The sequence below is a fragment of the uncultured Roseibium sp. genome, assembly GCF_947494555.1.
Taxonomy (GTDB): Bacteria; Pseudomonadota; Alphaproteobacteria; order Rhizobiales; family Stappiaceae; genus Roseibium.
Genome location: NZ_CANLVF010000003.1, coordinates 453,738 through 477,783, shown reverse-complemented (window position 1 = coordinate 477,783; position 24,046 = coordinate 453,738). Strand labels below are relative to the sequence as shown.

At 58.5% G+C, this 24,046-nt stretch carries 19 protein-coding genes; 9 read left to right on the top strand and 10 right to left on the bottom strand.

Annotated features, from left to right (window positions below; all coding sequences use genetic code 11):
* Window positions 1-479 precede the first annotated feature (479 nt).
* Window positions 480-2,957 (bottom strand): CoA transferase, encoded by a 2,478-nt coding sequence (locus Q0915_RS16905; RefSeq protein WP_299475927.1) that lies wholly within the window; start codon window positions 2,955-2,957, stop codon window positions 480-482.
* A gap of 60 nt (window positions 2,958-3,017) precedes the next feature.
* Here Q0915_RS16905 and Q0915_RS16900 point away from each other — a divergent pair, with 60 nt between their 5' ends.
* From Q0915_RS16900 to Q0915_RS16880, 5 genes are all read left to right on the top strand, one after another.
* Window positions 3,018-3,989: a helix-turn-helix domain-containing protein gene (locus tag Q0915_RS16900; RefSeq protein ID WP_299475924.1), complete on the top strand. Its 972-nt coding sequence runs from the start codon at window positions 3,018-3,020 to the stop codon at window positions 3,987-3,989.
* Window positions 3,990-4,135: 146 nt separating this feature from the next.
* Window positions 4,136-5,683 (top strand): trimethylamine methyltransferase family protein, encoded by a 1,548-nt coding sequence (locus Q0915_RS16895; RefSeq protein WP_299475922.1) that lies wholly within the window; start codon window positions 4,136-4,138, stop codon window positions 5,681-5,683.
* 55 nt (window positions 5,684-5,738) lie between these two features.
* Entirely contained in the window at window positions 5,739-6,842 is a 1,104-nt protein-coding gene (locus tag Q0915_RS16890) for a mandelate racemase/muconate lactonizing enzyme family protein (protein ID WP_299475920.1), read from the top strand.
* A 14-nt stretch (window positions 6,843-6,856) separates the two neighbouring features.
* Window positions 6,857-7,588, top strand: a complete 732-nt coding sequence (locus Q0915_RS16885) for an SDR family oxidoreductase (RefSeq protein WP_299475918.1) — start codon at window positions 6,857-6,859, stop codon at window positions 7,586-7,588.
* Entirely contained in the window at window positions 7,585-8,319 is a 735-nt protein-coding gene (locus Q0915_RS16880) for an SDR family oxidoreductase (RefSeq protein ID WP_299475915.1), read from the top strand. The genes Q0915_RS16885 and Q0915_RS16880 overlap by 4 nt, the downstream gene beginning before the upstream one ends.
* Before the next feature lie 29 nt (window positions 8,320-8,348).
* Here the strand turns inward: Q0915_RS16880 and Q0915_RS16875 are convergent, their stop codons facing one another.
* Window positions 8,349-9,203: a LysR substrate-binding domain-containing protein gene (locus Q0915_RS16875; protein WP_299475912.1), complete on the bottom strand. Its 855-nt coding sequence runs from the start codon at window positions 9,201-9,203 to the stop codon at window positions 8,349-8,351.
* An 89-nt stretch (window positions 9,204-9,292) separates the two neighbouring features.
* Between Q0915_RS16875 and Q0915_RS16870 the strand changes: the two genes are divergently transcribed.
* Window positions 9,293-10,315, top strand: a complete 1,023-nt coding sequence (locus Q0915_RS16870; RefSeq protein WP_299475910.1) for a permease — start codon at window positions 9,293-9,295, stop codon at window positions 10,313-10,315.
* 282 nt (window positions 10,316-10,597) lie between these two features.
* Here Q0915_RS16870 and Q0915_RS16865 read toward each other — a convergent pair whose 3' ends face one another.
* Genes Q0915_RS16865 through Q0915_RS16850 form a run of 4 tightly spaced genes read right to left on the bottom strand, consistent with a single transcriptional unit; the run spans window position 10,598 to window position 15,075 of the window.
* On the bottom strand, window positions 10,598-11,941 hold the full coding sequence (locus Q0915_RS16865) for an FAD-binding oxidoreductase (RefSeq protein WP_299475907.1): 1,344 nt from the start codon (window positions 11,939-11,941) through the stop codon (window positions 10,598-10,600).
* The gene (locus Q0915_RS16860) at window positions 11,938-13,437 is read right to left on the bottom strand and encodes an aldehyde dehydrogenase (RefSeq protein WP_299475905.1); all 1,500 of its coding nucleotides are present in this window, start codon (window positions 13,435-13,437) and stop codon (window positions 11,938-11,940) included. Before Q0915_RS16860 ends, Q0915_RS16865 begins: the two co-directional genes overlap by 4 nt.
* A 2-nt stretch (window positions 13,438-13,439) precedes the next feature.
* Entirely contained in the window at window positions 13,440-14,345 is a 906-nt protein-coding gene (locus Q0915_RS16855; protein WP_299477059.1) for a dihydrodipicolinate synthase family protein, read from the bottom strand.
* 19 nt (window positions 14,346-14,364) lie between these two features.
* Window positions 14,365-15,075: a GntR family transcriptional regulator gene (locus Q0915_RS16850; RefSeq protein ID WP_299475904.1), complete on the bottom strand. Its 711-nt coding sequence runs from the start codon at window positions 15,073-15,075 to the stop codon at window positions 14,365-14,367.
* A 128-nt stretch (window positions 15,076-15,203) separates the two neighbouring features.
* Between Q0915_RS16850 and Q0915_RS16845 the strand changes: the two genes are divergently transcribed.
* Window positions 15,204-16,181 carry a GlxA family transcriptional regulator gene (locus Q0915_RS16845; protein WP_299475901.1) on the top strand — a complete coding sequence of 326 codons (978 nt, stop codon included), beginning with the start codon at window positions 15,204-15,206 and terminating at the stop codon, window positions 16,179-16,181.
* 96 nt (window positions 16,182-16,277) lie between these two features.
* Here Q0915_RS16845 and Q0915_RS16840 read toward each other — a convergent pair whose 3' ends face one another.
* The 4 genes from Q0915_RS16840 to Q0915_RS16825 all read right to left on the bottom strand — a co-directional run bounded on the left by Q0915_RS16840 (window position 16,278) and on the right by Q0915_RS16825 (window position 22,201).
* Window positions 16,278-16,931 (bottom strand): DedA family protein, encoded by a 654-nt coding sequence (locus Q0915_RS16840; protein ID WP_299475899.1) that lies wholly within the window; start codon window positions 16,929-16,931, stop codon window positions 16,278-16,280.
* A 117-nt stretch (window positions 16,932-17,048) separates the two neighbouring features.
* On the bottom strand, window positions 17,049-19,514 hold the full coding sequence (locus Q0915_RS16835) for an FAD-dependent oxidoreductase (protein WP_299475897.1): 2,466 nt from the start codon (window positions 19,512-19,514) through the stop codon (window positions 17,049-17,051).
* Window positions 19,515-19,524: 10 nt separating this feature from the next.
* The gene (locus tag Q0915_RS16830; protein ID WP_299475894.1) at window positions 19,525-20,700 is read right to left on the bottom strand and encodes a mandelate racemase/muconate lactonizing enzyme family protein; all 1,176 of its coding nucleotides are present in this window, start codon (window positions 20,698-20,700) and stop codon (window positions 19,525-19,527) included.
* Window positions 20,687-22,201 (bottom strand): trimethylamine methyltransferase family protein, encoded by a 1,515-nt coding sequence (locus tag Q0915_RS16825; RefSeq protein WP_299475892.1) that lies wholly within the window; start codon window positions 22,199-22,201, stop codon window positions 20,687-20,689. The genes Q0915_RS16830 and Q0915_RS16825 overlap by 14 nt, the downstream gene beginning before the upstream one ends.
* A gap of 95 nt (window positions 22,202-22,296) precedes the next feature.
* Between Q0915_RS16825 and Q0915_RS16820 the strand changes: the two genes are divergently transcribed.
* A complete protein-coding gene (locus Q0915_RS16820) occupies window positions 22,297-23,202 on the top strand; it encodes a LysR substrate-binding domain-containing protein (RefSeq protein ID WP_299475889.1) in 906 nt (301 codons plus the stop codon).
* Between the two features lie 99 nt (window positions 23,203-23,301).
* Window positions 23,302-23,847, top strand: a complete 546-nt coding sequence (locus Q0915_RS16815; RefSeq protein WP_299475886.1) for a hypothetical protein — start codon at window positions 23,302-23,304, stop codon at window positions 23,845-23,847.
* Window positions 23,848-24,046: the final 199 nt, after the last annotated feature.

Genomic DNA, 24,046 nt, shown 5'->3' with positions numbered 1-24,046 from the left:
TCAGGATCGTTGCCTGACATTTGTCGTTCAATTTCCCACATGCAGCTTCAGCATATTTGCGGTATTTGCAAAGCTCATATGCGACATGTAATCAGCAAAACACGAACAATGCCGATTCCGCTACCCTTTGGATGAAATTATTCCTTTCATTTTTTCGATCTTGATTAAATCCAATTTTTCCGCATTGCGGCACAGGATTTGACCAGTTGCTTTAATTTTGGGCAGCAGCGCACATTCTGGCTGCATGTTGAGCTGCCAATATTATTGAATACTTTAGTATCATCTTGCAACGGGTCTGAAATTAACATTATTTAACTTTTTTGCGTCATTATTTTCCAAGATTTCAGCCGCTTCCCGTCAATTGTGGCAAGAAAATTGTTGCGATTCACACGGGAGTGTTGTGAGCGTTGATTCAGAAACGGCCCTGTTCCCAAGGGGCTTTTGAGGATGTCGACAGGCATTTCTCATCCTTCATGAAACTATTCTGGAAGATATTTTTCCGACCATTGTTCTGCGGCGGAGCCTTTGGCGATCATCGCGTCGATTTCCCGTGCCTCATAACCCAGTTCTGAGAGGATATCCCTGGTATGAGCCCCGTATTTGGGAGCCGGGCCGGGAACAACAACCTGTGCCTGTTCAGGGCGGACGGCATTGGGAGCAACAAGGTCAACCCATCGCCCCATCGGGTGCGCGTCATGACGGATCGCGCTGAAGGTACCGGAACGAATGTCGGCCTCACCCTCACTCTCCTTCTTGAGCGCTGCCTTTCGCGTTGCATGAAGAGAGCTTAGGGGCACAACGGCCGCCGCCGTTCCTGAAAAACGTTCAGCCCAGTACCTTATCGGTTGCTGCAGAAAGCGAGTAGTCAGTGTCTCCTCAAGGTCGTTTTCTTGAGCATTTAACAGGTCATGAAATTCAGGAACGTGGTTCAAACTGCTCTGCTGTAACGTAGGGGCCGCAAAGAACATCCAGCCGTCTGCTGCCTGATAGCACCTGTAGAACGGTCCCCATCCGCGCACATGACGACCCGAAGGTTCGTCAAAGGGCGCCCGGCCGTTGAAATCGTACATGAATTGGGCCTGGATCAATTCGCCGGCAGAAGCGAGCGACGCCCTGGCAATGCCGCCACAGCCGGTTACGCGCAACCGTTCCAAGGCGGCTCCGAGCGCCGCACAACCGCAAAAACCGGCAAGGACGTCAATCGTGCCGAAATGTGCGTGTTCTTCCGGCGTATCCGGACCGCCGCCAAATCGGGTCATGACGCCTGTAGCCGCCTGGGCCAGATCATCATAACCGAGATGGTCCGATTTCGGACCGCGGAGTGGTGCGCCAAAGGCGTCCAGTTGAACGAGTATCAGCTTTGGATTGATCTCGGCCAACCGCTCTTCGCTCAAACCAAGAGACAGACGCTGCTCGTCCGTTCCGTTCATTGTCACGACATCTGCCTCCGACAACAGTTTCCAAAGCGCGCTTTGGCCTTCGGCCGTGCGCAGGTTCAACAGGATGCTTCGTTTGCCACGTTGCGCCTGAAGCCCGAACACGACTGCATTCCACGGATCAACGGATGGCGAGACCGGTTGAACAAGGGTGACCTCCGCTCCAAAGCGCGCGACCGTCGAGCCGATGGTCGGCCCTGCAATCACGTTTGTCAGATCAAGAACCCTGAGCCCGTCCAGCCAGCCGCCAACTTTCGATCCCTGCTGCGTTCTTGGAGGTTCCAACAGAAGTTCAGGCAGGGCGGGGCGCATGTCGTCTGGCAATGGACCAGGCCGCTTGTTGACCGCGTCGCCATCACAAGATAGCCAGCAGATGTTTCCCATCTGACGCATTTTGCCATGGCGTGGGTCGTCGACTTCCAGGACCAGACCGGACTGAAGCGCGTGTGGGTCCTTCAGCCATTCCCGGGTGCTGCGCTGTGTGGTTGCAGGCGCTTTCGCGGCACCAAACAGCGTTTCCCATTCATGTGAGGGCCGGGTTAGGAACGCTGCCTTCATGGCATCCGAGATCCTGCCGCGATCTTGCGTCCCGACGGGATAATTTCGAAGGGCCCAGTCCGATGGCCAGTCGCCTCTATCGAGGTATACGTCGAAATCCGGCAGATCCTTCAACAGCTCCTGCAGACCCAGGAGTTCCAGGACCCGGCGCGGATGCGTCACGATCGAGCAGGCAACCACATAAAAGCCGCGCCCGTCCGCGCACATGTAAGTGCGATAAAAGGGGTCGAGAAACTCCGAGAGTTCCGGATAACTCAGATTGTTGGGCAGTCCAAGCCGCGCGCGGCGTTCCAATTCCAGTTCGCGTGGCGACTTGTAGCGATCCGGATAGTCCTCGATCTGCTCGCTGTTGTAGACCAGCCCTTCGAACAGCGCCGATGCGAGTGGCACTTCGATATGGTCACCGCCCAGTTGCTCCCGCGCGCGAAGCGCGAACAGGACCGACATTGCTCCGAATGCTGCGCCGTAGGCGGACGCCAGTCCGAGCGGTGTAAAGGACGGGTTGATGCCCATCAGACGGCGGTTAAGTCCCATATCCGTAAACTGACCGGTTCTTGCCGCGATCACGGCTTCCCAGGCTGCAATCTCCCGCAATTCCGGATCTGTGGATGCAAATCCTGGCAGCGACAGGGAGATGATCGCCGGATTGGCGCGGCGCAAAGATGAGGGGCCAACGCCAAGCCTTGCCATCACGCCGGGGCGAAAATTGTCGATGACAACATCTGATCTCGCGGTCAACTTCAGAGCCGTTAGACGGCCTTCTTCCGATTTGAGATCGAGCGTCAGCGCCCGCTTACCCCTGGAAATCATGTCGAAGACCGGGGCCTTCCATCGCGGGCCTCCGGGTGGATCGATCCGGATCACTTCGGCGCCAAGATCGGAAAGCATCATTCCGACCAGTGGCCCAGCCAGGTAGTGCCCGAAATCAAGCACCCTGATGTGCGAAAGCGGCCTTTCCTGCACGATAAGCCCTCCGACTTGTTCTCCTCGGGAAACAGATTATTTAAGCGGGGGAACAAAGCTGTGCCGATTCTGCCAAAAAGCTGTCCCTATCTGCCAATGCCTGACTTCAATGTGACAATTCTGCTCTCCGGGTCCTTCTCGAACATGGTATTGGCCTGTCTGCTGGAGCCTCTGCGGGTCGTGCGGGACCGCGCCGGAGCGGAGATCTGCTGGAAGATCGCGACAGAGGCAGACACCGAAGTCAGCAGTTCGAGTGGGATCAAGGTCTCTCCGGACACTCGCCTCGCAGATGCCGGGCCCGCGGATCTCGTGTTTCTGATCTCGGGAGACAAGTTTCGTGAGGGCAATGCGCTGATAGCGCTTCGCCGTTACCTTTCCTCACTCACTCAGGACTGCACGATCATCGCCGCGGACACAGGCGCCTGGAAACTTGCAATGTTGGGCTGTCTCGACGGACGTTCGGCAACCCTTCACTGGCAGTTGCTCGACGAGTTCGCCGAGACTTTTCCCAAGGTGCGTGTCCTGTCTGACCGTTTCGTCAAGGATGGCCGCTTCTGGACATGTGGCAGCGCGTCTGCCGCACTCGACCTGATCCTCAACTATATCGGTGACCGGTTTGGTCAGGCTGCTGCCTTCGATGCAGGGGCGATGTTCCTTCACGACAACGTACGCCGGTCAGGCGCTTCCGGTTTCGATCTGACGCTGGCATCGAGCGCACCGCACCAGCTGAAGCGGATAATCCGGGTGATGTCCGAAGCGTTGGAGCAGACGATGACGATCGCCGACATTGCCCGTGCCGTGAACATGTCCGAGCGATCGCTCCATCGCCTCGTTATCGAGAAGCTGCAGATGCCTCCCGGGAAATACTACCTTCTCATGCGCCTTGACCGGGCAAGGCAGCTTGTCCTCTTTAGCGATCTGTCCCTGAACGATATTGCACTGCGCTGCGGTTTTGCCGGTGCCTCGACCCTGATCCGAAGCTTCAAGGCACATCGCGAGGTGGATCTGAGGAGCTTGCGCAATCGAGGATGATGCGATTTCGGCCCGGAGGAGTTCCTGTTGATCGCCGAATAGTGCGGCAATGTCGGAAAATGCGCGCCGTGTTCGGTTTCTGACAGGCAGGACATCACGCGAAAGCGCACTCTAATGGCATAACAGACCAGAATTCGGAGACATTGATGAGTGTTGCAGCTCGCAGTCGCAGCGGCGGCCGTGCCGGCCGCAGAGCCATTCGGACCGCGCCAGACCACGCCATGCTTCCCGGGCTCACGCGTAACCTTCCGCTTTGCGAGCCGCTGGACGGCGACCAGATCCGAAAACTTGACGATGCGTCCATGTCGATCCTCGAAGAGGTCGGTATCGTCTTTCGAGACCCGATCGCGCTGGACGACTGGAAGAAGGCCGGGGCGAAGGTCGATGGCGAGCGTGTCTATCTGGACCGCGGGCATGTTCGTGAACTGATCAGCACGATCCCGTCCAGTTTCACGTATCACGCCCGGGACCCGTCCAAGAACATTCCCCTTGGTGGAAACCGCTCCATGTTCGTTCCCATGACGGGAGCGCCGTTCCTCAGGGATCTCGACGACGAGAGGCGCAATCCGACGCTGGACGACCTGGCCATGTTTCACAAACTGAGCCACATGCTTCCGGCCATCCATTCCAGTGCACACCACATTGTGGAGCCCTACGACCACCCCATCAGCCACCGACACCTGCGCATCACCTATTCGTCGATGAAACACTCCGACAAGACATTCATGGGCATGACGACCAGCCCGAAGAATGCGGAAGACGTCATGGATATGTGCGCGATCCTGTTCGGCGAGGACTACCTGGAAGACCACCCTGTCACGACGGGAAACTGCAACGGCAACTCACCGCTTGTCTGGGACGAGACAATGCTTGGTGCCATGCGTGCGTTCTCAAAAAGAAACCAGCCGGTATTGTGCTCTCCTTTTGTCCTCGGCGGTGCCAACACGCCTGCGTCGGTCGTGCCGGCGGTCGCCCAGCTCAACGCGGAAGCGCTGAGCGCGCTGGCCTATACGCAGGTGATCCGCAAAGGAGCACCTGCGATCTACGGGCACTACCTGTCCACGGTTTCAATGAAATCCGGTGCTCCGATGGCCGGAACGCCGGAAATCAGCCTGATGAATTTTTTGATTGGTCAGCTGGCCAGGCACTATGACGTGCCTTGGCGGACGTCAGGGTCGCTTGGTGGTGCCAAGACCTTCGACGCGCAGGCAGGTTATGAAAGCGCGGCCACGCTGAGCGCCGTCATTCATGCAGGTGCCAACTACATCTGGCACACGGCCGGATGGAACGAAGCGGGCATGCATTGCTCGGTTGCCAAGTTCATCGTCGACGCTGAACAAACCGCAATGGTGTACCGCATGGCCGAAGGGCCTCGCTGGGATGATTTCGACGAAGCGCTTGCGGCCGTACGCGACGTCGGGCCGGGCGGTCACTATCTCGGGCACCCCCATACACAGGAGAATTTCCAGCGGGCCTTCTTCATGCCGGACATGTTCGACAACAATTCCATTGAGCAATGGAAAGCGGAAGGAGAGGTGGAAATCACCGAGCGCGCCCTGAAACAGGCTCGCAAGCTGTTGTCCGAGTATCAGGAACCCAAGTTGGACGAAGCGAAAAACGAAGCGCTGCTCGACTATATCGCCCGCCGTGAACGTGAAATTCCGGCGGAAGATGCCCTCAATCAGGACTATTGATACGTACCGGGGAAGGGGCTGCGCGTCCCTTCAGGCTTGCTAGTCGGAAGCTTAAATGAAGATCAAATCGGTCGAGATTTTCCGCCACGACCTTCCCGTGAAGAACGGGCCCTATACCATGGCCAATGCCGAGGTCTGGGCCTTGGAAACGACGCTGGTCAAGCTGATCGCCGACAACGGCCTTGTCGGATGGGGCGAGACCTGTCCGGTCGGTCCCACCTATGCTGAAGCACACGCGCGTGGTGCGCAGGCCGCTCTGCTGCAAATGGCGCCATCTCTGGTAGGAACAGATGTCCTGCCGCTCACGATTGCCAGGACAATGCACGGCGAGCTGAACGGGCACAACTACGCCAAGGCGGCTATCGACATTGCCGGTTACGATCTGCTCGGCAAGCACTATGGCGTGCGGGTGGCCGATTTGCTTGGCGGCGTCGCCAACGAAAATCTGCCGTCCTATTATGCGACCGGTGTCGGCGCTCCGGACGAAATCGCAAGGCTGGCGGCTGACAAGTGCAACGAAGGTTATCCGCGCCTCCAGATCAAGGTCGGCGGACGCCCGGTAGAGCTCGACATTGAGACAATCCGCAAGGTCTGGGAGCGGGTATCTGGTTCCGGTATGCGCCTCGCCGTTGACGGCAACCGTGGCTGGACGACGCGCGACGCCTTGCGCGTCAGCCGGGAATGCCCTGACATTCCCTTTGTCATGGAGCAACCCTGCAATCGGATCGAGGATTTGGCAAAGATCCGGCCTCAGGTTCAGCACGCCATTTACATGGACGAAAGCGGTGTCGATCTGGCGACCGTCATTCGTGCGGCAGGCAGTGGCCTCGTCGATGGATTCGGCATGAAGGTGACCCGGATCGGCGGTCTCCAGCAAATGGCTGCGTTCCGCGACATTTGCGAGGCTCTCAATCTGCCGCACACATGCGACGACGCCTGGGGCGGCGATATCATAGCAGCCGCCTGTACGCACCTTGCGGCAACGGTGAAACCTGCACTACTGGAGGGGGTCTGGCTTGCCGAACCGATGATCGAAACGCCATACGTTGAAGACGGTGGCGTTCGGATCCAAGACGGCCATATCCGCCTGCCGCGACGCCCGGGTCTTGGCATTATGCCGGACGAACGTCTTTTCGGTGCGCCGATCGCGTCATTCTGATTGGGAGGCAAGAGTTGCGTTTTGCAGAAAAGAGAGTGCTCGTAACCGGCGCCGCCGGTGGTATCGGACAGGTCATCACACGGCTGCTGCGCGAAGAAGGCGCAAAGGTGGCCGTTGCAGACATGAATTGCGATGGACTGGACGCGGATGTCGATCTACCCGGAGATTTGTTGGAGCGCAGCTACGCAGATGGTCTCGCACAAGCTGCGGTCGAAGCACTTGGTGGTCTCGACATCATCGTCAACAACGCCGGCGTGATTTCGCGAGGACCTGTGACTGAAACCAGCGACAGTGACTGGGCGTTGTCAGTCGGTGTCAATGTGGAAGCACCTTTCCGCATCTGCCGTGCGGCAATTCCGATCATGGAGGATGCTGGCGGCGGCGTGATCGTCAACGTGGCGTCCTGCTGGGGGATTCATCCCGGGCCGAACCATGCGATCTATTGCACGACCAAGGCGGCGATTGCGTCTCTGACGCAATGCATGGGTCGCGATCATGCCCACCAGGGCATTCGGATCAATGCGGTGTGCCCGAACGAAGTCGATACTCCGATGCTGCGCACTGGATTTGAAAAGCGCGGATTTGATCCTCAGTCGGCTATAGCGGAGCTGGGGAAGACAGTGCCTCTGGGCCATGTCGCGCAACCGGAAGAGATTGCAGACGTCGTTCTGTTCCTGGCCTCCGATGCCGCGCGCTACATGTGCGGCGCGCTGGTCGAGGTCAACGGCGGTAAACCCGTCTCATGAACCGGTTCGCGGAAAAGGTCGCACTTGTAACGGGCGGGCGCAGCGGCATTGGCAAGGCCGTTGCCGGACGCCTGAAGGCTGAAGGCGCCCGGGTGTTCACCACCCAGCGGGGTGAGGATCCGGATTTCGAAAATGTGCCGGCAGACCTCAACGACCCTGACGCGCCACAGGGTGTCGTGCATGAGGTCGTAGCGCGTGCTGGCACTCTGGATATTCTCGTAAACAATGCCGGTGTCATGCAGGAAGCTTCGGTCGAAGACATGGATCTGTCGGACTGGCAGCGCACGCTGAACGTCAATCTGACGGCGCCCTTTCTGCTGATCAAGCATGCACTGCCTCATCTGCGCAAGACGCGTGGTGTAATCGTGAACATCGGATCGATCGAGGGCATCGGCTGTAATGGCAATCATGCTGCCTATTCGGCTTCGAAGGCCGGTCTGCACGGGTTGACGCGTGCTGTTGCAGTCGATCACGGTGCTGATGGAATAAGGTGCAATGCGGTTGCCCCCGGCTGGATCGACACTGATCTCAATCTCGATTTCATCAATGCCATGCCGGATCCCGAAGCCTTCCGCCGCGATGTCGGTGCGCTTCATCCTGTCGGCCGAACGGGACAGCCGGAGGAAGTGGCGGCACTCGTCGCATTCCTGGCGGCAGCCGAAAGCGGCTTCATCACGGGTCAGACCTATATCGTCGATGGTGGCCGCATGACGCGGTTGAGCTTGCCCTAGCGGTTTAGATTCACGCAGAGCGGTTCAGTCTATGCGTAGCGAAACGCATCTCTGATAGCGGACTTCATGGAGTTCAGGAGATCCTGGTCGTGCGCGTTGTTCGCTCCGAGAACAAGGTTGGACACCGGTGTGCGTTTGAACCCCCGGTCTTCGCCAAGAACAGTCATCTGGGCATCGATCGAAGTGCGTCCAAGAAGACCTATCGCAACCCCTGCTTCAACAGCGGCCTTCACCCCGGATACGCTCTGACTTGAATAAATGACCCGGAACGGCTTCTTGCTCGCCGTTAGCGAAGCAATTGCGGCATCGCGCCACCAGCAGGCGCGGTCGAACAAAGCGACCGGAAGCGGGTCCAGGGTCTCGATATTTCTGTGTTTCGACACGACCCAGTGGGTCGCATCCTCGAAAATGACCTCTTCGGTCGCGGTCGGGTTTTCAACCTCGTAAACGGCAAGATCCAGCTTGTCCCTGGCGAGCATTTCCGGAAAATCCGGGCTCAGCGAACACGTGACCTCAAGACGAACCTCAGGATGGGCCTGGACAAATCGTCCGATAATCTGCGTCAGCTTTGCCCTGCCGTGATCGTCGGGTATTCCAAGCCGCAGCGTTCCGCGCAAGGAGGTTGAGGTCAGGTCGCGCAGCGTCGCATCGAGCCGCGCCGTCACATCCCTGGCAACAGGCAGCAATTGTTTTCCCGCATCGGTCAGCGAAACGCCGCGCCCCGTTCGTCGAAACACCGATTGACCGACAATGTGCTCCAGTCTTCCGACCTGCAGGCTTATCGCCGACTGCGAGCGGCCGATCCTTTGCCCGCCTTCGGTAATGCTGCCGGTATCAGCGACAGCGAGAAATGTGCGCAGGAGATCGCTGTCAAGATTTTCCATCGATTTTCCCAATGTCTGATATTCAAGATATTCGTTTTTCTAATGTAAGAAACACCCGTATGGTGCTGTCGTCAACAGTGGAGCCACCAATGAACGTTCGGGAAATGACAGTGAACTGGAACCGTGGGCAGGCGTTGCGATTGGCAGCCGTCGCCGCATTGATCCTCGCTCCGGTCCTTGTATGGCCTGCTTTTGTTTTCGATGGTCTTTGGTTTTCGGTGGCCGGGCTGGTCACTGTGTCGCCGCTTGTCGTTCCTGGCATCTTGCTGACCGCCTGGATCATGTCGAGTGGTGCAGACAGGATCATCAAGCAGGCTTTCGAAGGCCGGGTGGCATACACGGTCCTGGCGGCGTCATTGATTGGCGCACTCACCCCGGTTTGCGGTGTGACGGTTCTGCCGCTGATGGTGGGCCTTTTGGCCGCCGGCGTTCCTCTTGCGCCCGTAATGGCGTTCTGGCTGTCTTCACCGGTCACCGACCCGGCGATGCTTGCGACAACCGCCGCGACGCTCGGATTTGCCTTCGCGATCGGCAAGACGGTCGCGGCTTTTGGACTGGGCATTTTTGGGGGCACGGTCACGGCCTTGCTGACAAGTAGCCAAACGCAGCAATCTGTTCTGCGCACAGGTGGTCTTGCAGCGGATTTGACCGCAAAATCATGCTGCGGTGCGACCTCGTTCGAACCACGTGTCTGGCAGCAAGCGGACCGCCGTCAGGCCTTTGTCCGTCAGGCAAGCGCCACGACGCGGTTGATCCTGATCTGCCTGCTCCCGGCCTTTTTTGCCGAATACGCACTCAATGCCGCCCTGACGCCTGGCGCGCTTGCGCACTATGTCGGGGAAGACAAATGGTGGGCGATACCGGCTGCTGTTTTTGTTGGCGCGCCGGCCTATATCGACGGCTACGCCGCATTGCCGCTCACGCGCGCTCTGGTCGACAACGGTATGGCGCCCGGTGCCGCGATGGCCTTTCTGGTTTCTGGTGGCGTCGTCAGCATTTGGGGCGCCCTGGCGATTTTCCCTGTGCTGAAACTGAAGCCTTTCCTGTTGTATCTGGCCCTGGCTGTGACCGGGTCGGTTCTGGCGGGATACGTTTTCGGCTGGGTCTATTGATGCGGTTTAGCGCGCGCCTTGCCGCTAGAAGAACGTTCGCGCGACAGACTTGTCCTACTAAGCCTGAGGAAGCGCGTGCGTTGTCTCGAAGAATGGGCCACGTGCTCCCAAGTTCTAAGTGTGCCTCGCATCCTTCGAGACGGTCTTTCAGCCCTCCTCAGGATGAGGTCGTTGGATAATGAGAGTTTGAGAAGTCTTGTTTGCGGGCAAGCAATTGAAACAGGAGATGACGAAAGGGGCAGGTACTTGTCTGCCCAGCACCTTCCTCCAAACAGCCTTTGCCTATTCCGCGGCAGCGCGCCATTCTTTCCAGCGCAGCACCATGTTGGCGCCAATCTCGCGAAAAGGCTGGGGTGGTAGTTTCCTGGGAGGCGCTTCAGCGCTGAAATGACAGGTGATTTCGCTCGATACGCGACACGCAAGTTCGGCTGCACCTATGCCTGTCAATGTTCCGCGCGCCGTGCCGAGCCCGTTTTGAACGCAGCCCGAATAGACGCCCTCATCCAGTTCCCGCATCACCGCAACCGAGTTAAGGCTGAGACAGAGATGTCCGGCCCAACGAAACTCCATATTGAGGCCAGCCAATTGCGGAAAACGCTCGTCGAATTTGCGCTGCATCACACAGGCTGCGCGTTCCAGGCTTTTGGCATGCAGCTGCATGTTCGGCTTTAGAACGGCGCAGGTTCTGGTCACGATCCGGTTGCCGCCTTGGGCAGTGTCGATCCGGCGCATGGTTGTGCCCATGGGGTCCGATGGGGTTATTCCCCACCGCGGTGCGCCTCCCAGTCGCGACAGGGCATCCTTGTCGAGTTCCGGCGTCATGACCGCAAACAGGAAGAGCTGCATCAGGCGGCCGCGTTCGAACCCGAAGCTTTCCAGGTGCCCGTTGACCGTCAGGATGATTTTTTGCGTCACAACGGATCCCGCCGGTGTGACGACTTTCCAGGTGGATCCCTCGCGCGCGTAGCGCTGCACCGGGCTCTTGTCGAATATCCGGACGCCTTTGCGCCGCAAACCATTGGCCAGGCCGCGAATGTAACCGGCCGGCTGGAGCATAACGGTTCCTGGTGTGTAGAGTCCTGACAGGTAGTGACGGCTGCCGGTCAGATCCGCCATTTGCTGTGCGTCCAGCATTTCATAGGCTTCACCGAGATTCTGTAGGTGTCTGGCATAACTTTCGTTGTGTTCAACAGCCTTGGAGCTGGCCGCGCCATTGATCTTGCCGGCGCTGTCGAAGAAATTCTTGTCGATGCCATAGTCTTCGACAGCTTCGCCTGCGAAGGAGATCGCCTTTCTGTTGAGCGAGGTGATCGCCTGATCGTCTCCGGTACCCGCGTAGTCATCTGAGTTCAGTTCATGGGGTAGATCGATCATGAAACCTGAGTTGCGGCCGGCGGAACTTTCCGCGATCCCGCACGCATCCAAAACGACAATATTCAGACCGCTGTCGATTTGGTTCAATCGCCTTGCCGCCGAAAGCCCTGCAAATCCCGCTCCGATGACGACGATGTCGGCGCTCGTCGCTTCGCTCAGGGGCATTGCCTCCGGCCGGTCCGCCAGTATCCGGTTCCATGCTGCCGGACCCTGAAGGTTCGGCAGCGTCTTGGCGGACCGCTCGCCTATCATCCCACGGCCTCATCCCCGTCGTCGGAAAGGTCGAGCCATATTGTCTTAATCTGCGTGTACTGATCATGGGCCGCAAGGCTGTTGTCGCGCCCACCGAAACCGGACTGTTTGAATCCGCCGAACGGTGTTGCGATGTCGCCTTCACCGAAGCAATTGACCGTAACAGTCCCCGCGCGAATGGCCCTGGCACCGCGCAAGGCACGTTTTGCATTGGCTGTGAAGATCGAGGCCGCCAGCCCGTACTCCGTGGAGTTCGCAAGTTCGATGGCATCATCGAACCCCTTGACGGTGAGCACATTTAGGACGGGACCGAAAATTTCTTCCCGCGCAACACTGGAATTGGCGGGCGCTTCCAGGATGGTGGGCTCCACGAACGCACCGTCGTGCGCCTTGCCGCCCATCAAGACCTTCGCACCGGTTTCCAGATAGGAACAGACCTTACCGTAATGCTCCGCCGAAACCAGCGCACCAACCCTGTGTTCCGGATCGAGCGGGTCGCCCATTGTCCATTCGCGGGCGTGGGCGTAGATCCGCTCCAGAAGCGGCTCCTTGATTTCTTCCTCGACAATCAGACGTGAGCTGGCGGAGCAATTTTCGCCCATGTTCCAAAATGCGCCGTTGACGATATGCGCGGCAATCCGATCCAGGTTCTCTGCATCTTTCAGAACGACGCTCGGGTTCTTGCCGCCCATCTCTAGGACAACTTCCTTCAAGTTGCTGTCGGCGGAATAGCGCAGGAACCGGCGGCCGGTTTCCGTCGACCCCGTGAAGGAGATCATGTCGACATCCATATGACGCCCAAGCGGTTCGCCGACATCCGGACCCGTTCCCGGAACGACGTTCAGAACGCCACGCGGAATGCCGGCTTCTGAAGCCAGTTCAGCAACGCGCAACGCGGTGAGCGATGTCTCTTCGGCGGGCTTCACGACAACCGAACAGCCGACCGCAAGCGCCGGTCCGATCTTCCAGGCCAGCATCAGAAGCGGGAAATTCCACGGCAGGACGAGGCCGACGACACCAACCGGTTCGCGCACGATCATCGCGATGTGTTCATCGGATGCCGGGGAAACCTGATCATAGATCTTGTCGATTGCCTCCGCATGCCATTTGAGACAATGGATCGTTTCAGGAATGTCGACCGTCTCGCAATCGTAAATCGTCTTGCCGCTGTCGAGGCTTTCCATGACGGCAAGTTCGCGCCGGTTGCGTGTGAGCAGTTTGGCAAAGCGGATAAGGATGTCCTTGCGCTCTGAAGGATGCAGTTTCGACCACCTGCCATCCTCGAATGCTTCACGTGCCTTCAGAACGGCAAAGTCGACATCCTCCGCGCCGCAGGACGCGATCTCGGCAAGGGTTTCGGCTGTCGCCGGATTGACCGTCGCAAACGTCTTGCCGGACTGTGCCGGCCGGTAACCGCCATCGATAAAGGCACTGGTCGGAAAGTCGAGCTTGGCGGCGAGTGCCTTGTATTCCTCGCGAGTCAGAAGATCCGTCATGGTCATGCTCCCGCCGTGATGTCTTCGATGGTTGATTTGAGAACCCGGATGACCTGTTCAAGCTGACGCTTGTCGTCCTTGTTGAGGGCCTTGAGCGGTGGCCGCGGCGGACCGGAGTAAAGGCCCGTCATCGCCACCCCGTGCTTGACGCACTGGATGAATTTCCCACCCTGCTCCAGAACCCGCATCAGCGGCATCATGGCCGACATGATCCGCCGGCCCTTCGAAAAATCGCCTTCGAGGGCGCAGGCTCGATAAAGCGCGACGTGTTCATGCGGCAGGAAATTCGATCCGGCGCAAACCCAGCTGCGAGCCCCCCAGGCGAAAAATTCAAGTGCCTGGTCGTCCATGCCGCAGGACATCTGGATGTGCGGGTAGTCGCGCGCCAGCAGATGGACCCGGTTGATGTCGCCCGAACTTTCCTTGATTGCGCAGACATTGCGCGACCGGCCCACACGGTCGAGGAATTCCTCGCCCATGTTCACACCCATCCGGCCCGGGTAATTGTAGAGCATGATCGGCAGGTTCGCGGCCCGGTCGATCGTCAGAACGTTCAGCGCATTCTCTCGCTCCGTTGGTACCGCATAAGGTGGCGTTGCCACCAGCAAAGCATCCGCGCCGAGTTTTGCACCACCTTCCGCGAGCGCGATGGAATCGGGCGTTCGCATCGTGCCGGTGCCGATGATGAGGGGGAGCCGCCCAGACAGTTTTTCATTTGTGAAGCGCGCGAGTTCCAGGCGCTCCTCGACCGTCTGAGTGTAGTTCTCGCCGGTTGATCCTCCGGAAATCAGTCCGTGCACCCCGCTGTAGACGAGGTGGTCGATCACTTTTTCAAGAGCATCCCAGACCACATTCCCGTCGTCGTCATAGGGAGTGACGACAGGCGTATAGATGCCTTCGAACGTCATTATCGGCGTCATATGAACCTCATGCGGATTTTTGCTTCGGTGGTGCGCCGAGCGGGGCTTCCAGTCCCTCGGGCATCACGAACAATTCGATCTGGTCACGCGACAGCGCCCAGTGTTCGAGCGCCAGTTCCGAGGCCCGGTCCTCATCACCGCTTTCGATGCATGCGATCATCTCGTCATGCTGCTGGCTGGCAAGTTCGAGCCGGTCGTTGTTCGCTCCGGCCTTCGGGCGAAAGAACGTCATGGCGATGCGTGTGTGGTCGATCAGGAGCCGGTCGAGACTTGCAAGCAGATAGCTGTTGCCGGCCATGTGCCCCGTGATCCGGTGGAACTGATCGTTGGTAAGTGCACGCGCTGTCGTATCGCTCGATCCAAGCGCTGCTCGAAACGCATCCTGCGCCTCCTTCAGGGCCTCGATCTGGCGCGGCGTTGCGTTTTGAACCGCGAGCCTCAGGACCGCGCTGTAGATCAACGGTGCAGCGAGGAAAAAGTCCCGGAGCGTATAGTGCGTCATGTCAGAAACACGTGCCCCCCTGTGGAGCTGCAGCGTCACATATCCTTCTCCGGAGAGTTGCTGCAGCACCTCGCGCAAGGGTGTTCGCGAGAGGCCGTACTGGTCGCAAAGTTCGCTTTCCTCAAGGGGACTTCCGGGTTCGCGCTCCAGGGTCAGGATTGCGCGTTTCAGATCCTCATAGGCGGCCGATTTGGCTGTGCCACGAGCATTTGGCATGGAACCGCACCTTTCGATTTTTGTTGACCTGCTTGTATACATGTTGAATACAATAGCAACACAAAAATTATACAAACACGTCGCCCGGCCATATGAGCATGAGGCGACAGAGGCCGGAGAAAAGCGACATGTCCCGCACCACCGACGTCACCTTTCTGCTGCTGGATGATTTTTCACACATTGCGTTCTCCTGTGCGGTCGAGCCGCTCCGGATCGCCAACCTGCTTTCCGGAAACGAGCTTTACCGCTGGCAACTGGCGTCACCGTCGGGTGAGAGGGCCGTCTGCTCAAACAGGACGGTCACGCTGGTCGACCAGGGACTGGAGCCGCTTCCGTCAAGAAGCAGCCTGTTTCTCATTTCAGGACTGAATGTCGGTGACAGGGCGTCGCCGGAAGTATTGTCATTCATTCGCCGGGAACGGGCGCGCGGGACGAGGATCGGTGCTCTCTGCTCTGGTGCCTTTGTCCTTGCCAAGGCCGGTCTGCTCGAAAATCGCCGGGCGGCTGTTCATTGGGCTTTCCACGACAGTTTTCAGGAAAATTTTCCGGATGTGGACCTGGTCAGGAATGTTTTCGTGGCAGATGAAGCTTTTGTCACCGCGTCAGGGGGAACTGCTGCAACGGACCTGATGCTGCACCTGATCGGGGAAACCCATGGGATGGATCTTGCCATGGCGATAGCGGACCAGATGGTCTATTCGGGTGTCCGGCCCGCCCACGCAACCCAGCAGATATCGGTGCAGGCCCGCTATGGTATCCGGAACCCGCATATCGCGGAGGCAATCCGGCTTCTCAACGAAACGGCACCTTACTTCATACCGACATCGGAAATCGCACGGCGGATCGGAATTTCAACGCGGCAACTCGAGCGGCTCTTCCAGAAGCATCTGAAAATGTCGCCGAAAAAATTTGCAATCAATCAGAAACTCACAAAGGCAAGAAACCTTCTTCTTCAGACCGAACAGTCTGTCTCGGAAATCGCACTTGCCTGCGGCTACGAATCCCCATCGCATTTTATCCGCACCTATCAGAACAGATTTGGCGTTACACCGCATAACCAGCGTGTTTTCACCAAAGACACACTGGCCGTTCATCAGATTGCGTGAGTGTCTGAAGATGCACATGCACGACTGCGACGGGCTTGGAAAAGAACGCAAGCGCTAAGCAGTTGCCGGAAGGGACTGCTCGCTGATGGCTGCGCGTCAACGCTTCTCCTCATCAGACGTGGAAGACGGGCTCGGAAGACGAGATCGAATGTCGATTCCATATCGGCGATACAAGATCACCAAAAGGATCAACAGTACGGGCACAGACATTGCCGCAATCAGGGAAAGATGGTGAAGCGCTTTCGGGATAAGCGCGATGGTGTGCCCGAACTGATAGACCAGCGTGGTCCAGAAAAGGACCCACAACGTGGAGCCGACAAGATTGGCCAGAAGAAACCTTGGCCAACTCATGTTTGCCGAGCCGGCAACCAGACCGTTTAGTTGCCGTAGCACGACGAAAAATCGGGCAAAGACAACAATGTAGGCACCATACTTTTCCGTCGCTTGTTCCGCTTTCCGGTAGTTCTCATCAGTCACGCCGAAGCGTCGGCCGTATGTCAAAACCAGACCTCGTCCATACCGTCTGCCAATGAGGTAAGCGACATTGTCGCCCGCCATTGCCGCTGTGATGCCAGCCGCTGCAACGGACACAATGTTCAAACCGCCATCTGAGGCAAGCGCGGAAGTCATGATAAGCGCGGTTTCGCCTGGAAGAGGCAGCCCGAGAGTTTCAAGAAATAGCGTTATGAAGAGCACTATAAGGCCATAGTGTTCAACGAAGACCTTGTAGTGTTCAGGTAGATCCAGCATCTGAACCGTTTACAGCAATGCGATCGCTGCCAAAACCTTGTTGAAGCGTTTTTCTGCGCAATCACAAAACGTCAACGCAAGAACCGGCAAGCCTCAACGGCACTTCGGGTCGAACCGCTACGCCCGCATGTTCGCCCCGTTCGCATCATAGATCGGAGTGCCAAGGACTTCCGCATCGAAGAACTCACCCAGGATCTCAACCTTGAGGGCCGTTCCCGGTGTGCTGTGCTCTGTTGCCACATACCCCATTGCCATCGAACGATTGACGTGGTGCGCGTACCCGCCGGAGGAAACATATCCGACTGCGGCGCCGTCCTTCAGGATGGCTTCGTCATTGGACACATCAATGCCGTCGACATCGATCGTCATGGTGACAAGCTTTTGCTTCACGCCTTGTGCGCGGAAGGTTTCAGTGGCTTTCTTGCCGACAAAGTCCTTCTTCCAGTTGATGAAGATGTCCATGTTGCTTTCGACCGCATTAAAATCAGGCCGGTAGTCGAGCGTCCAGACACCCCAGCCTTTTTCCAGCCGCATCGACATGAGCGCACGCGCGCCATACCAGCGATATCCGAAATCCGCTCCGGCTTCTTCGACAGCTTCGGCAAGACGAAGCAGGTACTGGGGGCGGCAGTAGACCTCGTAGCCCAGTTCACCGGAAAAGCTGATGCGGTTTAGGATGACCGGAACACCGGCGACAAATGTCCGGCGAAGATCGCGGAACCTGAAACTGTCCGCGGAGATGTCTTCCCGCATCAGACGCTGCAGCAAGTTGCGGGATTTCGGTCCGGACAAAGCAAGACCGTGCCAGTCGTCAGAGACATTGGCGTAGGTTATATCGGAGGGCAGGTTGCGCTGAAACCAGCGCCGGTGCGCCTCCTGCATCGCACCCGATCCGAACAGCATGAAATGCTCTTCTTCAAGACAGGCGACCGTCAGGTCGCCGTAAAGCCTGCCTGCCTCGGTTAGCATTGGCGTCAGTGTCAGGCGACCGGGTTTGGGAACATGCCCGGCGAGTACATTGTCGAGATAGGCGCGCGCGCCCGGACCTTTGAATTCATGCTTGGCGAAGTTAGCGATTTCAATGCCGCCGACAGCCTCGCGCACGGCCTTTACTTCGCGGGCAACATAGTCATGACAGCGGCTGCGCTGGAAGGTCGGATCTTCGTGTGCATCCTCCGGTCCGTCCGCAAACCAGAGCGCGTGCTCCAACCCGAAGCCCTGGCCCATCACTGCACCTTTGCTAACCAGCCTGTCGTAAAGGGCCGTGGTCTTCTGGCGGCGGCCCTTGGGCAGAGTTTCGTTTGGGAAGGTCATCACGAACCGGCGTTCGTAATTTTCCGTCGACTTGACGGTACCCCAGTCGGGCGTGGCGAAATCGCCGAAACGCGCGACATCCATGGCCCACACGTCGATTGACGGCTCGCCGTCGATCATCCATTCAGCCATCGTCAGGCCGACGCCGCCGCCCTGGCAGAAGCCCGCCATGACACCGACGGCGCACCAGTAGTTTCGCATGCCCGGAACGGGGCCAATCATCGGGTTCCCGTCCGGACCGAAGGTGAATGGTCCGTTGACGATATTCTTGATGCCGGCATGTCCCATGGCCGGAATGCGCTCAAAGGACATCTCGAGCCGATCGGCGACACGGTCGATATCGGGCTGCAGCAATTCGTGCCCGAAGCTCCAGGGCGTGCCGTCCACTTTCCACGGCGTGCCCTTCGGCTCATAGGTGCCGAGCAGCATGCCGTGGCGTTCCTGGCGGAAATAGATATTGGCTTCATAATCGATCCCGGCGGGAAGGCGGCCTGCCTCGCCCTGCTTCATCCGCTCTTCGATCTCCGGGATCGGTTCGGTGATCAGGTAATGATGTTCCATGGGTTGCACGGGCAAGTGAAGCCCTTGCATGGTCCCGACCTCGCGTGCCCAAAGGCCACCGCAATTGACAATGTGTTCGGCGTTGATCACGCCTTTGGGTGTCGTGACATCCCAGGAGCCGTCCGCGCGCTGACGTGTCGCCGTTGCAGGCGTATGGGTGAAATACTGTGCGCCGTGGTGCCGGGCGGCCTTGGCAAAGGCATAGGTCGCGCTAGACGGGTCGAGATCCCCGTCCTGGTCGTCCCAAAGCGCAGCGTAATAGTGTTTGGGGTCGATCAGCGGGTGGCGTTCGGCAACTTCCTGGGGGCTGATGAACTCCTGCGAAAGGCCCATGTAGCGGGCTTTCGAGCGTTCCCGCTTCAGGTAGCCGTACCAGTCTTTCGTCGACGCCAGATAAAAACCGCCGGTGATGTGCAGCCCGACACTGTGCCCGGAGATCTCCTCGATCTCCCGGTAGAGATCGATCGTGTAAGACTGCAGGCGTGAGATATTCGGATCGGAACTGATCGTGTGGATCTGTCCGGCGGCGTGCCAGGACGACCCGGAAGTCAGCTCGTCGCGCTCCAGAAGGACGACATCCTTCCAGCCGAATTTGGCGAGGTGAAACAGGATGGAACAGCCGACGACACCGCCGCCGATCACCACAACGCGTGCATGGCTGGGCAGTTGTTTGCCGCTACCGGTCTCGTCTTTCTGGATCTCGGGCATCATTGTCTCCTCAATTGAGCGGCAGCCGCCTGAAGCTGCCCGGCATTGCGGGGTCATGGAAATGATCGAGCGGTCCGTTATCGACCAGGTGCCGGTGCCAATGTGCCAATGCGTCGCGATCGAGCGTGACGCCGAGCCCCGGACCTTCCGGAGCGGCGATGAGGTTGTCCTTCTGGCGGAACGGTCCACCTTCGATCACATCGCCGACCTGCCAGCGGAACAGCGACTGGCTCGGCTCGGTAATCCAGGGCATTGCCGCCGACATATGCAGATAGCCTGCGGTCGCGATGCCCGCATCGCCCGAATAGCACCAGAAACCTATGCCCATCGCCTCGCACGCCCCGACAAAGCGCACGGTGCGGGAGATGCCGCCCAGCACCGCAAAGTTGGTGACGATATAGTCCGGTGCGCCGAGGCTGACTGCGCGGCGGATGTCGGGCACATGGGTGGAGAGCCGGATGGAGGAGTGTCTGCGAAGTTCCGCCATTTCCTCGAACGTCGCAACCGGGTCTTCGTAGTTGCGGATGTCATAAGGCTCGATCTCCCGGAATATCCGGATCGCGCTGGGGAGCGACCATTGCATGTTGCTGTCCAGGCGGATCATGTCGTCCGGACCGAGCGCCTCCCTCAGCGCCTTGACGGTATCGATTTCCAGTTTCGGGTCACCGAGGATCAACTTGCCCTCGAACATGGTCGCACCGTGTTCTTCGCGCATGCGCAGGCAATAGTCGGCAACTTCGTCCGGACTTGTTTCGCCGCCATGCCGGAACGCGAAATACTCGGTGAAGGGAATGTCCTTGCGCACCGCGCCGCCGAGCAGCCGGTATAAAGGTTCTCCGGTGACCTTGCCGCGCAGGTCCCAGAGCGCGATCTCGATTGCGCCGAATGCCTTCACGACCGAACTGTCGTCCGTGTTCTGCACGATCTGCCAGGGCGGAACGCACAGACTTTCGCAGCCGGCAATATCCAGCGGATCGGACCCGATCAGCCGCTCGCCCATGGCTTTCACGGATGCAAGCACATCTACCGAAGGAGCTTCGCCGAGCCCGACCAGTCCCTGGTCGGTTTCCACTTCGATGACGATCTTGGACGTGCCGGGATAGTGGCCGCCCGTCCACCACATCGGCTTTTCAAGCGGAATGTTGACCGGTGTCGTTTTCACTGCCGTGATCTTAATACCAGGCATCTGGAAGCTCCTCCTTCCGCCGGGCCACGTAGGCCTCCAGTTCCTCGCGCGTCGCCGGATCCATAGGCGGCTCCTGATAATCGGCCAGCATCGCTTGCCACCGTTCGAAGGCACGCTGGCGCATATCCTTCGATCCGCCTTCTTCCCAGCTTTCGACATTTTCGCTGTCTGAGAGACGCGGTTCGTAAAAGGCTGTCTGATAATTCCGCATCGTGTGCGCCGATCCGAGGAAATGACCGCCGGGCCCGACTTCGCCGTAGGCGTCGCGGGCAAATGCTTCTTCCGATGTGTCCAGCCCGCCGGAGAGGATCTTCTCGTAGGACCCCAGCCGGTCCGCATCCATGATCAGTTTTTCAAATCCGGTGCAAAGCCCGCCTTCGAGCCACCCGGCGGAATGCAGAACGAAATTTGCACCCGCAAGCATCGTCGAATGCATTGAATCAGCGCTCTCATAGGCAGCCTGCGCATCTTCAATTTTCGAGGCTGTCAATGACCCGCCGCATCTCAGCGGCAGGCCTGCGCGGCGCGCAAGTTGCCCGATGACATAGTTCGACACCACAGGTTCGGGCATTCCGAACGTTGGCGCTCCGCTCTTCAGGCTCATCGAACTGAGGAAGTTGCCGAGCACAAACGGTGCGCCGGGCCGTACGATCTGTGAAAAGGCGCAGACCATCATCGCCTCGGCCATCGCCTGACAGACGGATGCGGCTGTCGAAACCGGCCCCATCGCTCCGGACAGGATGAACGGCACGACGACGATGCCCTGGCCACGTCCGCAATAAACGCGCACGGCCTCGCTCGCCACCTTGTCCACCAGAAGCGGCGAGTTCGTGTTGACGTTGCCCATGATGACGCAGTCCTGCTCCATCACATCCCGGCCGAACACAATCTCGGCCATCGCGACGCTGTCTTCGGCCCGGCTCATCTCCGTGATCGCGCCAAGATGCGGCTTGTCGCTCAGTGTCATGTGAGCAAAGAGCATGTCGAGATGGCGTTTCGAGACAGGCACGTCGCAGGGCTCGCAGGTCACGAAGCCGCCATGGTGAAGGTGGGGATGCATGTAGGTAAGCTTCACCAGCTTCTCGAAGCTTGCCTGGTCTCCGTAGCGGCGCCCGCCTTCAAGGTCGCGCACGAAGGGCGATCCGTAGACCGGAGCAAACACCTGGTTGTCGCCACCGATCGTGACCGACCTTTCCGGGTTGCGTGCGCGCTGGATAAACTTCCGTGGTGCCTTGCCACACAAGGAACGGATCCAGGACGCATCCGCGCGCACGAGATCGCCTTCAATGCGTGCTCCAGCTTCGGCCCAGATCCGCAAGGCTTCGGGATCGTCTCTGAAAGCCACGCCCACATCTTCAAAAATCCAGTCGACCTGGGTTTCGAGTGCCGTCAGGCTTTCTTCATCAAGAATTTCGAAATAGGGCAGCACGCGCCGGATGAACGGTGCCCCGGGCTTTGCCTCCGCGCTCCGCCCGCGTGCAGCACGTGAACGTCTTGCCATCTCGTCGCCTTTCCATGGACCGATCCCGAAAATCTAGCGCTTTGGACAAGCCTTGTGACGATTGAAAAAATTCACGCATTGCATAAACTGAAATTATGCAAAACCTTTGGAAGATCGTTGGTTCTCCGCGCTACATCCTCATTTTTGAGGCTGCCGCGAGGCATGGCTCCTTCACCCGCGCGGCGGCAGAACTGAATGTGCAGCAACCGGCCGTTAGTGCCGCAGTCAAAAATCTTGAAAACGCGCTCGGCGCACCGCTGTTTCGTCGGGCGCACAAGAAGGTGGAGCTGACGCCCGTCGGTGCGCGGTTTTACGCCGAGCTTTCCAAGGGCCTGCACCAGATCCTCGAAGCGACACGTTCTGTCCAGGCGGAAGCCAGAAATGCCATTGTCACCCTGTGTGCTTCGACCGCCTTCAACACCTATTGGATGATGCCGCGTCTGAGAACCCTGCGCGACCTTCACCCCGATATCGACCTGCGCCTGCAGTCAAGCGACCGGGAGCCCGATATTGACGATGGCGGCATCACGCTCGCAGTGCGTCGCGGCGACGGACGCTGGCCGGGCTGCAACGCCTCGCTGATCGCTGAGGAGGTGATTTATCCGATTGCCAGTCCCGCCTTGATGTCTGCCAGCGACCTAAAGTGCAAGGAAGACATTCTTGAACACACGTTGATCCATCTCGAAGAACCGGTCCGCGAACGCCCCAGTTGGAAGGACTGGTTCGATGCGCAAGGCTGTGAGGTCGCGATCCCACCCTCCGGGTTGCGTCTCAATGACTATGCGCTCGTCCTCAACGCGGCCATCTCGGGCGAAGGCTTTGCGTTCGGCTGGAACCATCTCGCCTTTCCACTGATCGAGAACAGTCTTGTCAGTGCCCGCCAGGACTGGAGCTGGCGGACGGGCATGGGGTTTTATCTCGTCTGGTCGAAGTCGCGACCGCTCAGCGAAAATGCGGAACGAGTGCGAAACTGGCTGATTTCAGCGGCGGAGGAGGGTTGATTGCGTTCTCGGGTTAGCGTCTTGCACTTGATCTCATGTCTGAAAAGGCGTTCATTTTGGCATCGGTGTCGTTGATTGCGTTTTTTGAAAGGACAACACGTGCAACCGATTGATCCCAACGACATGCCGGAAACACTCACCTGCCATGGCATTGTTCCGCGCGCCTGGCAGGAGCGCAATCCCAATGCCTGGGGCAATATCAAATACGCCCGCACAAACGGGGGAACGCCTGTCCGTGTCTGGGTTCCCAAGCCGACTACGCGCCTACCGGAACGCTATTTCTGCCATGGCTGGGCCACCGGAACGTACCCACTCTACGGCTATACGCCGTTCTCAGGCGTTCCCATGCTGACGGTTCTGGAAGAGGAATGGACCGCCGTCGACGAACCGCAGGTCCATGACATCATGGTCTGGTTTGAAGTCAGTGGCGAGTATGCCGGCATGCCTTGTCATTCAGCACGTGTGGAGGAATGGTCCGGGAACGGACTTATCCTGTCGAGCAAGAACGGCACGGCGCCCCTGCAACGCCGCATCCCGCTGGATGAGGTCGACGACACTTATTTCTACAGCTCCGACGTTCCCACCGAACGCCACCTCTACCGCTCTCGCACCCGCCTGCCGCGAATTGATTTTCCGGTGGAGTAGCGATCCAGTCTGAAAAAGCGGAGCGCCATAGATCGGCCAAGCTTTTCGTCACTGTTCTGACGATATCGTTAGTTCTTGAGCCAGAGAATCGGTCTTCGTTTTGAACCTTTTGTTCCGCTTGCTTGCGTCGTTCGCAGTCTGCGGCGTTTTGCCAGCCTGCGTTCTGTTTCCCGTGCCGCATGATCTGGCACCAAAGATC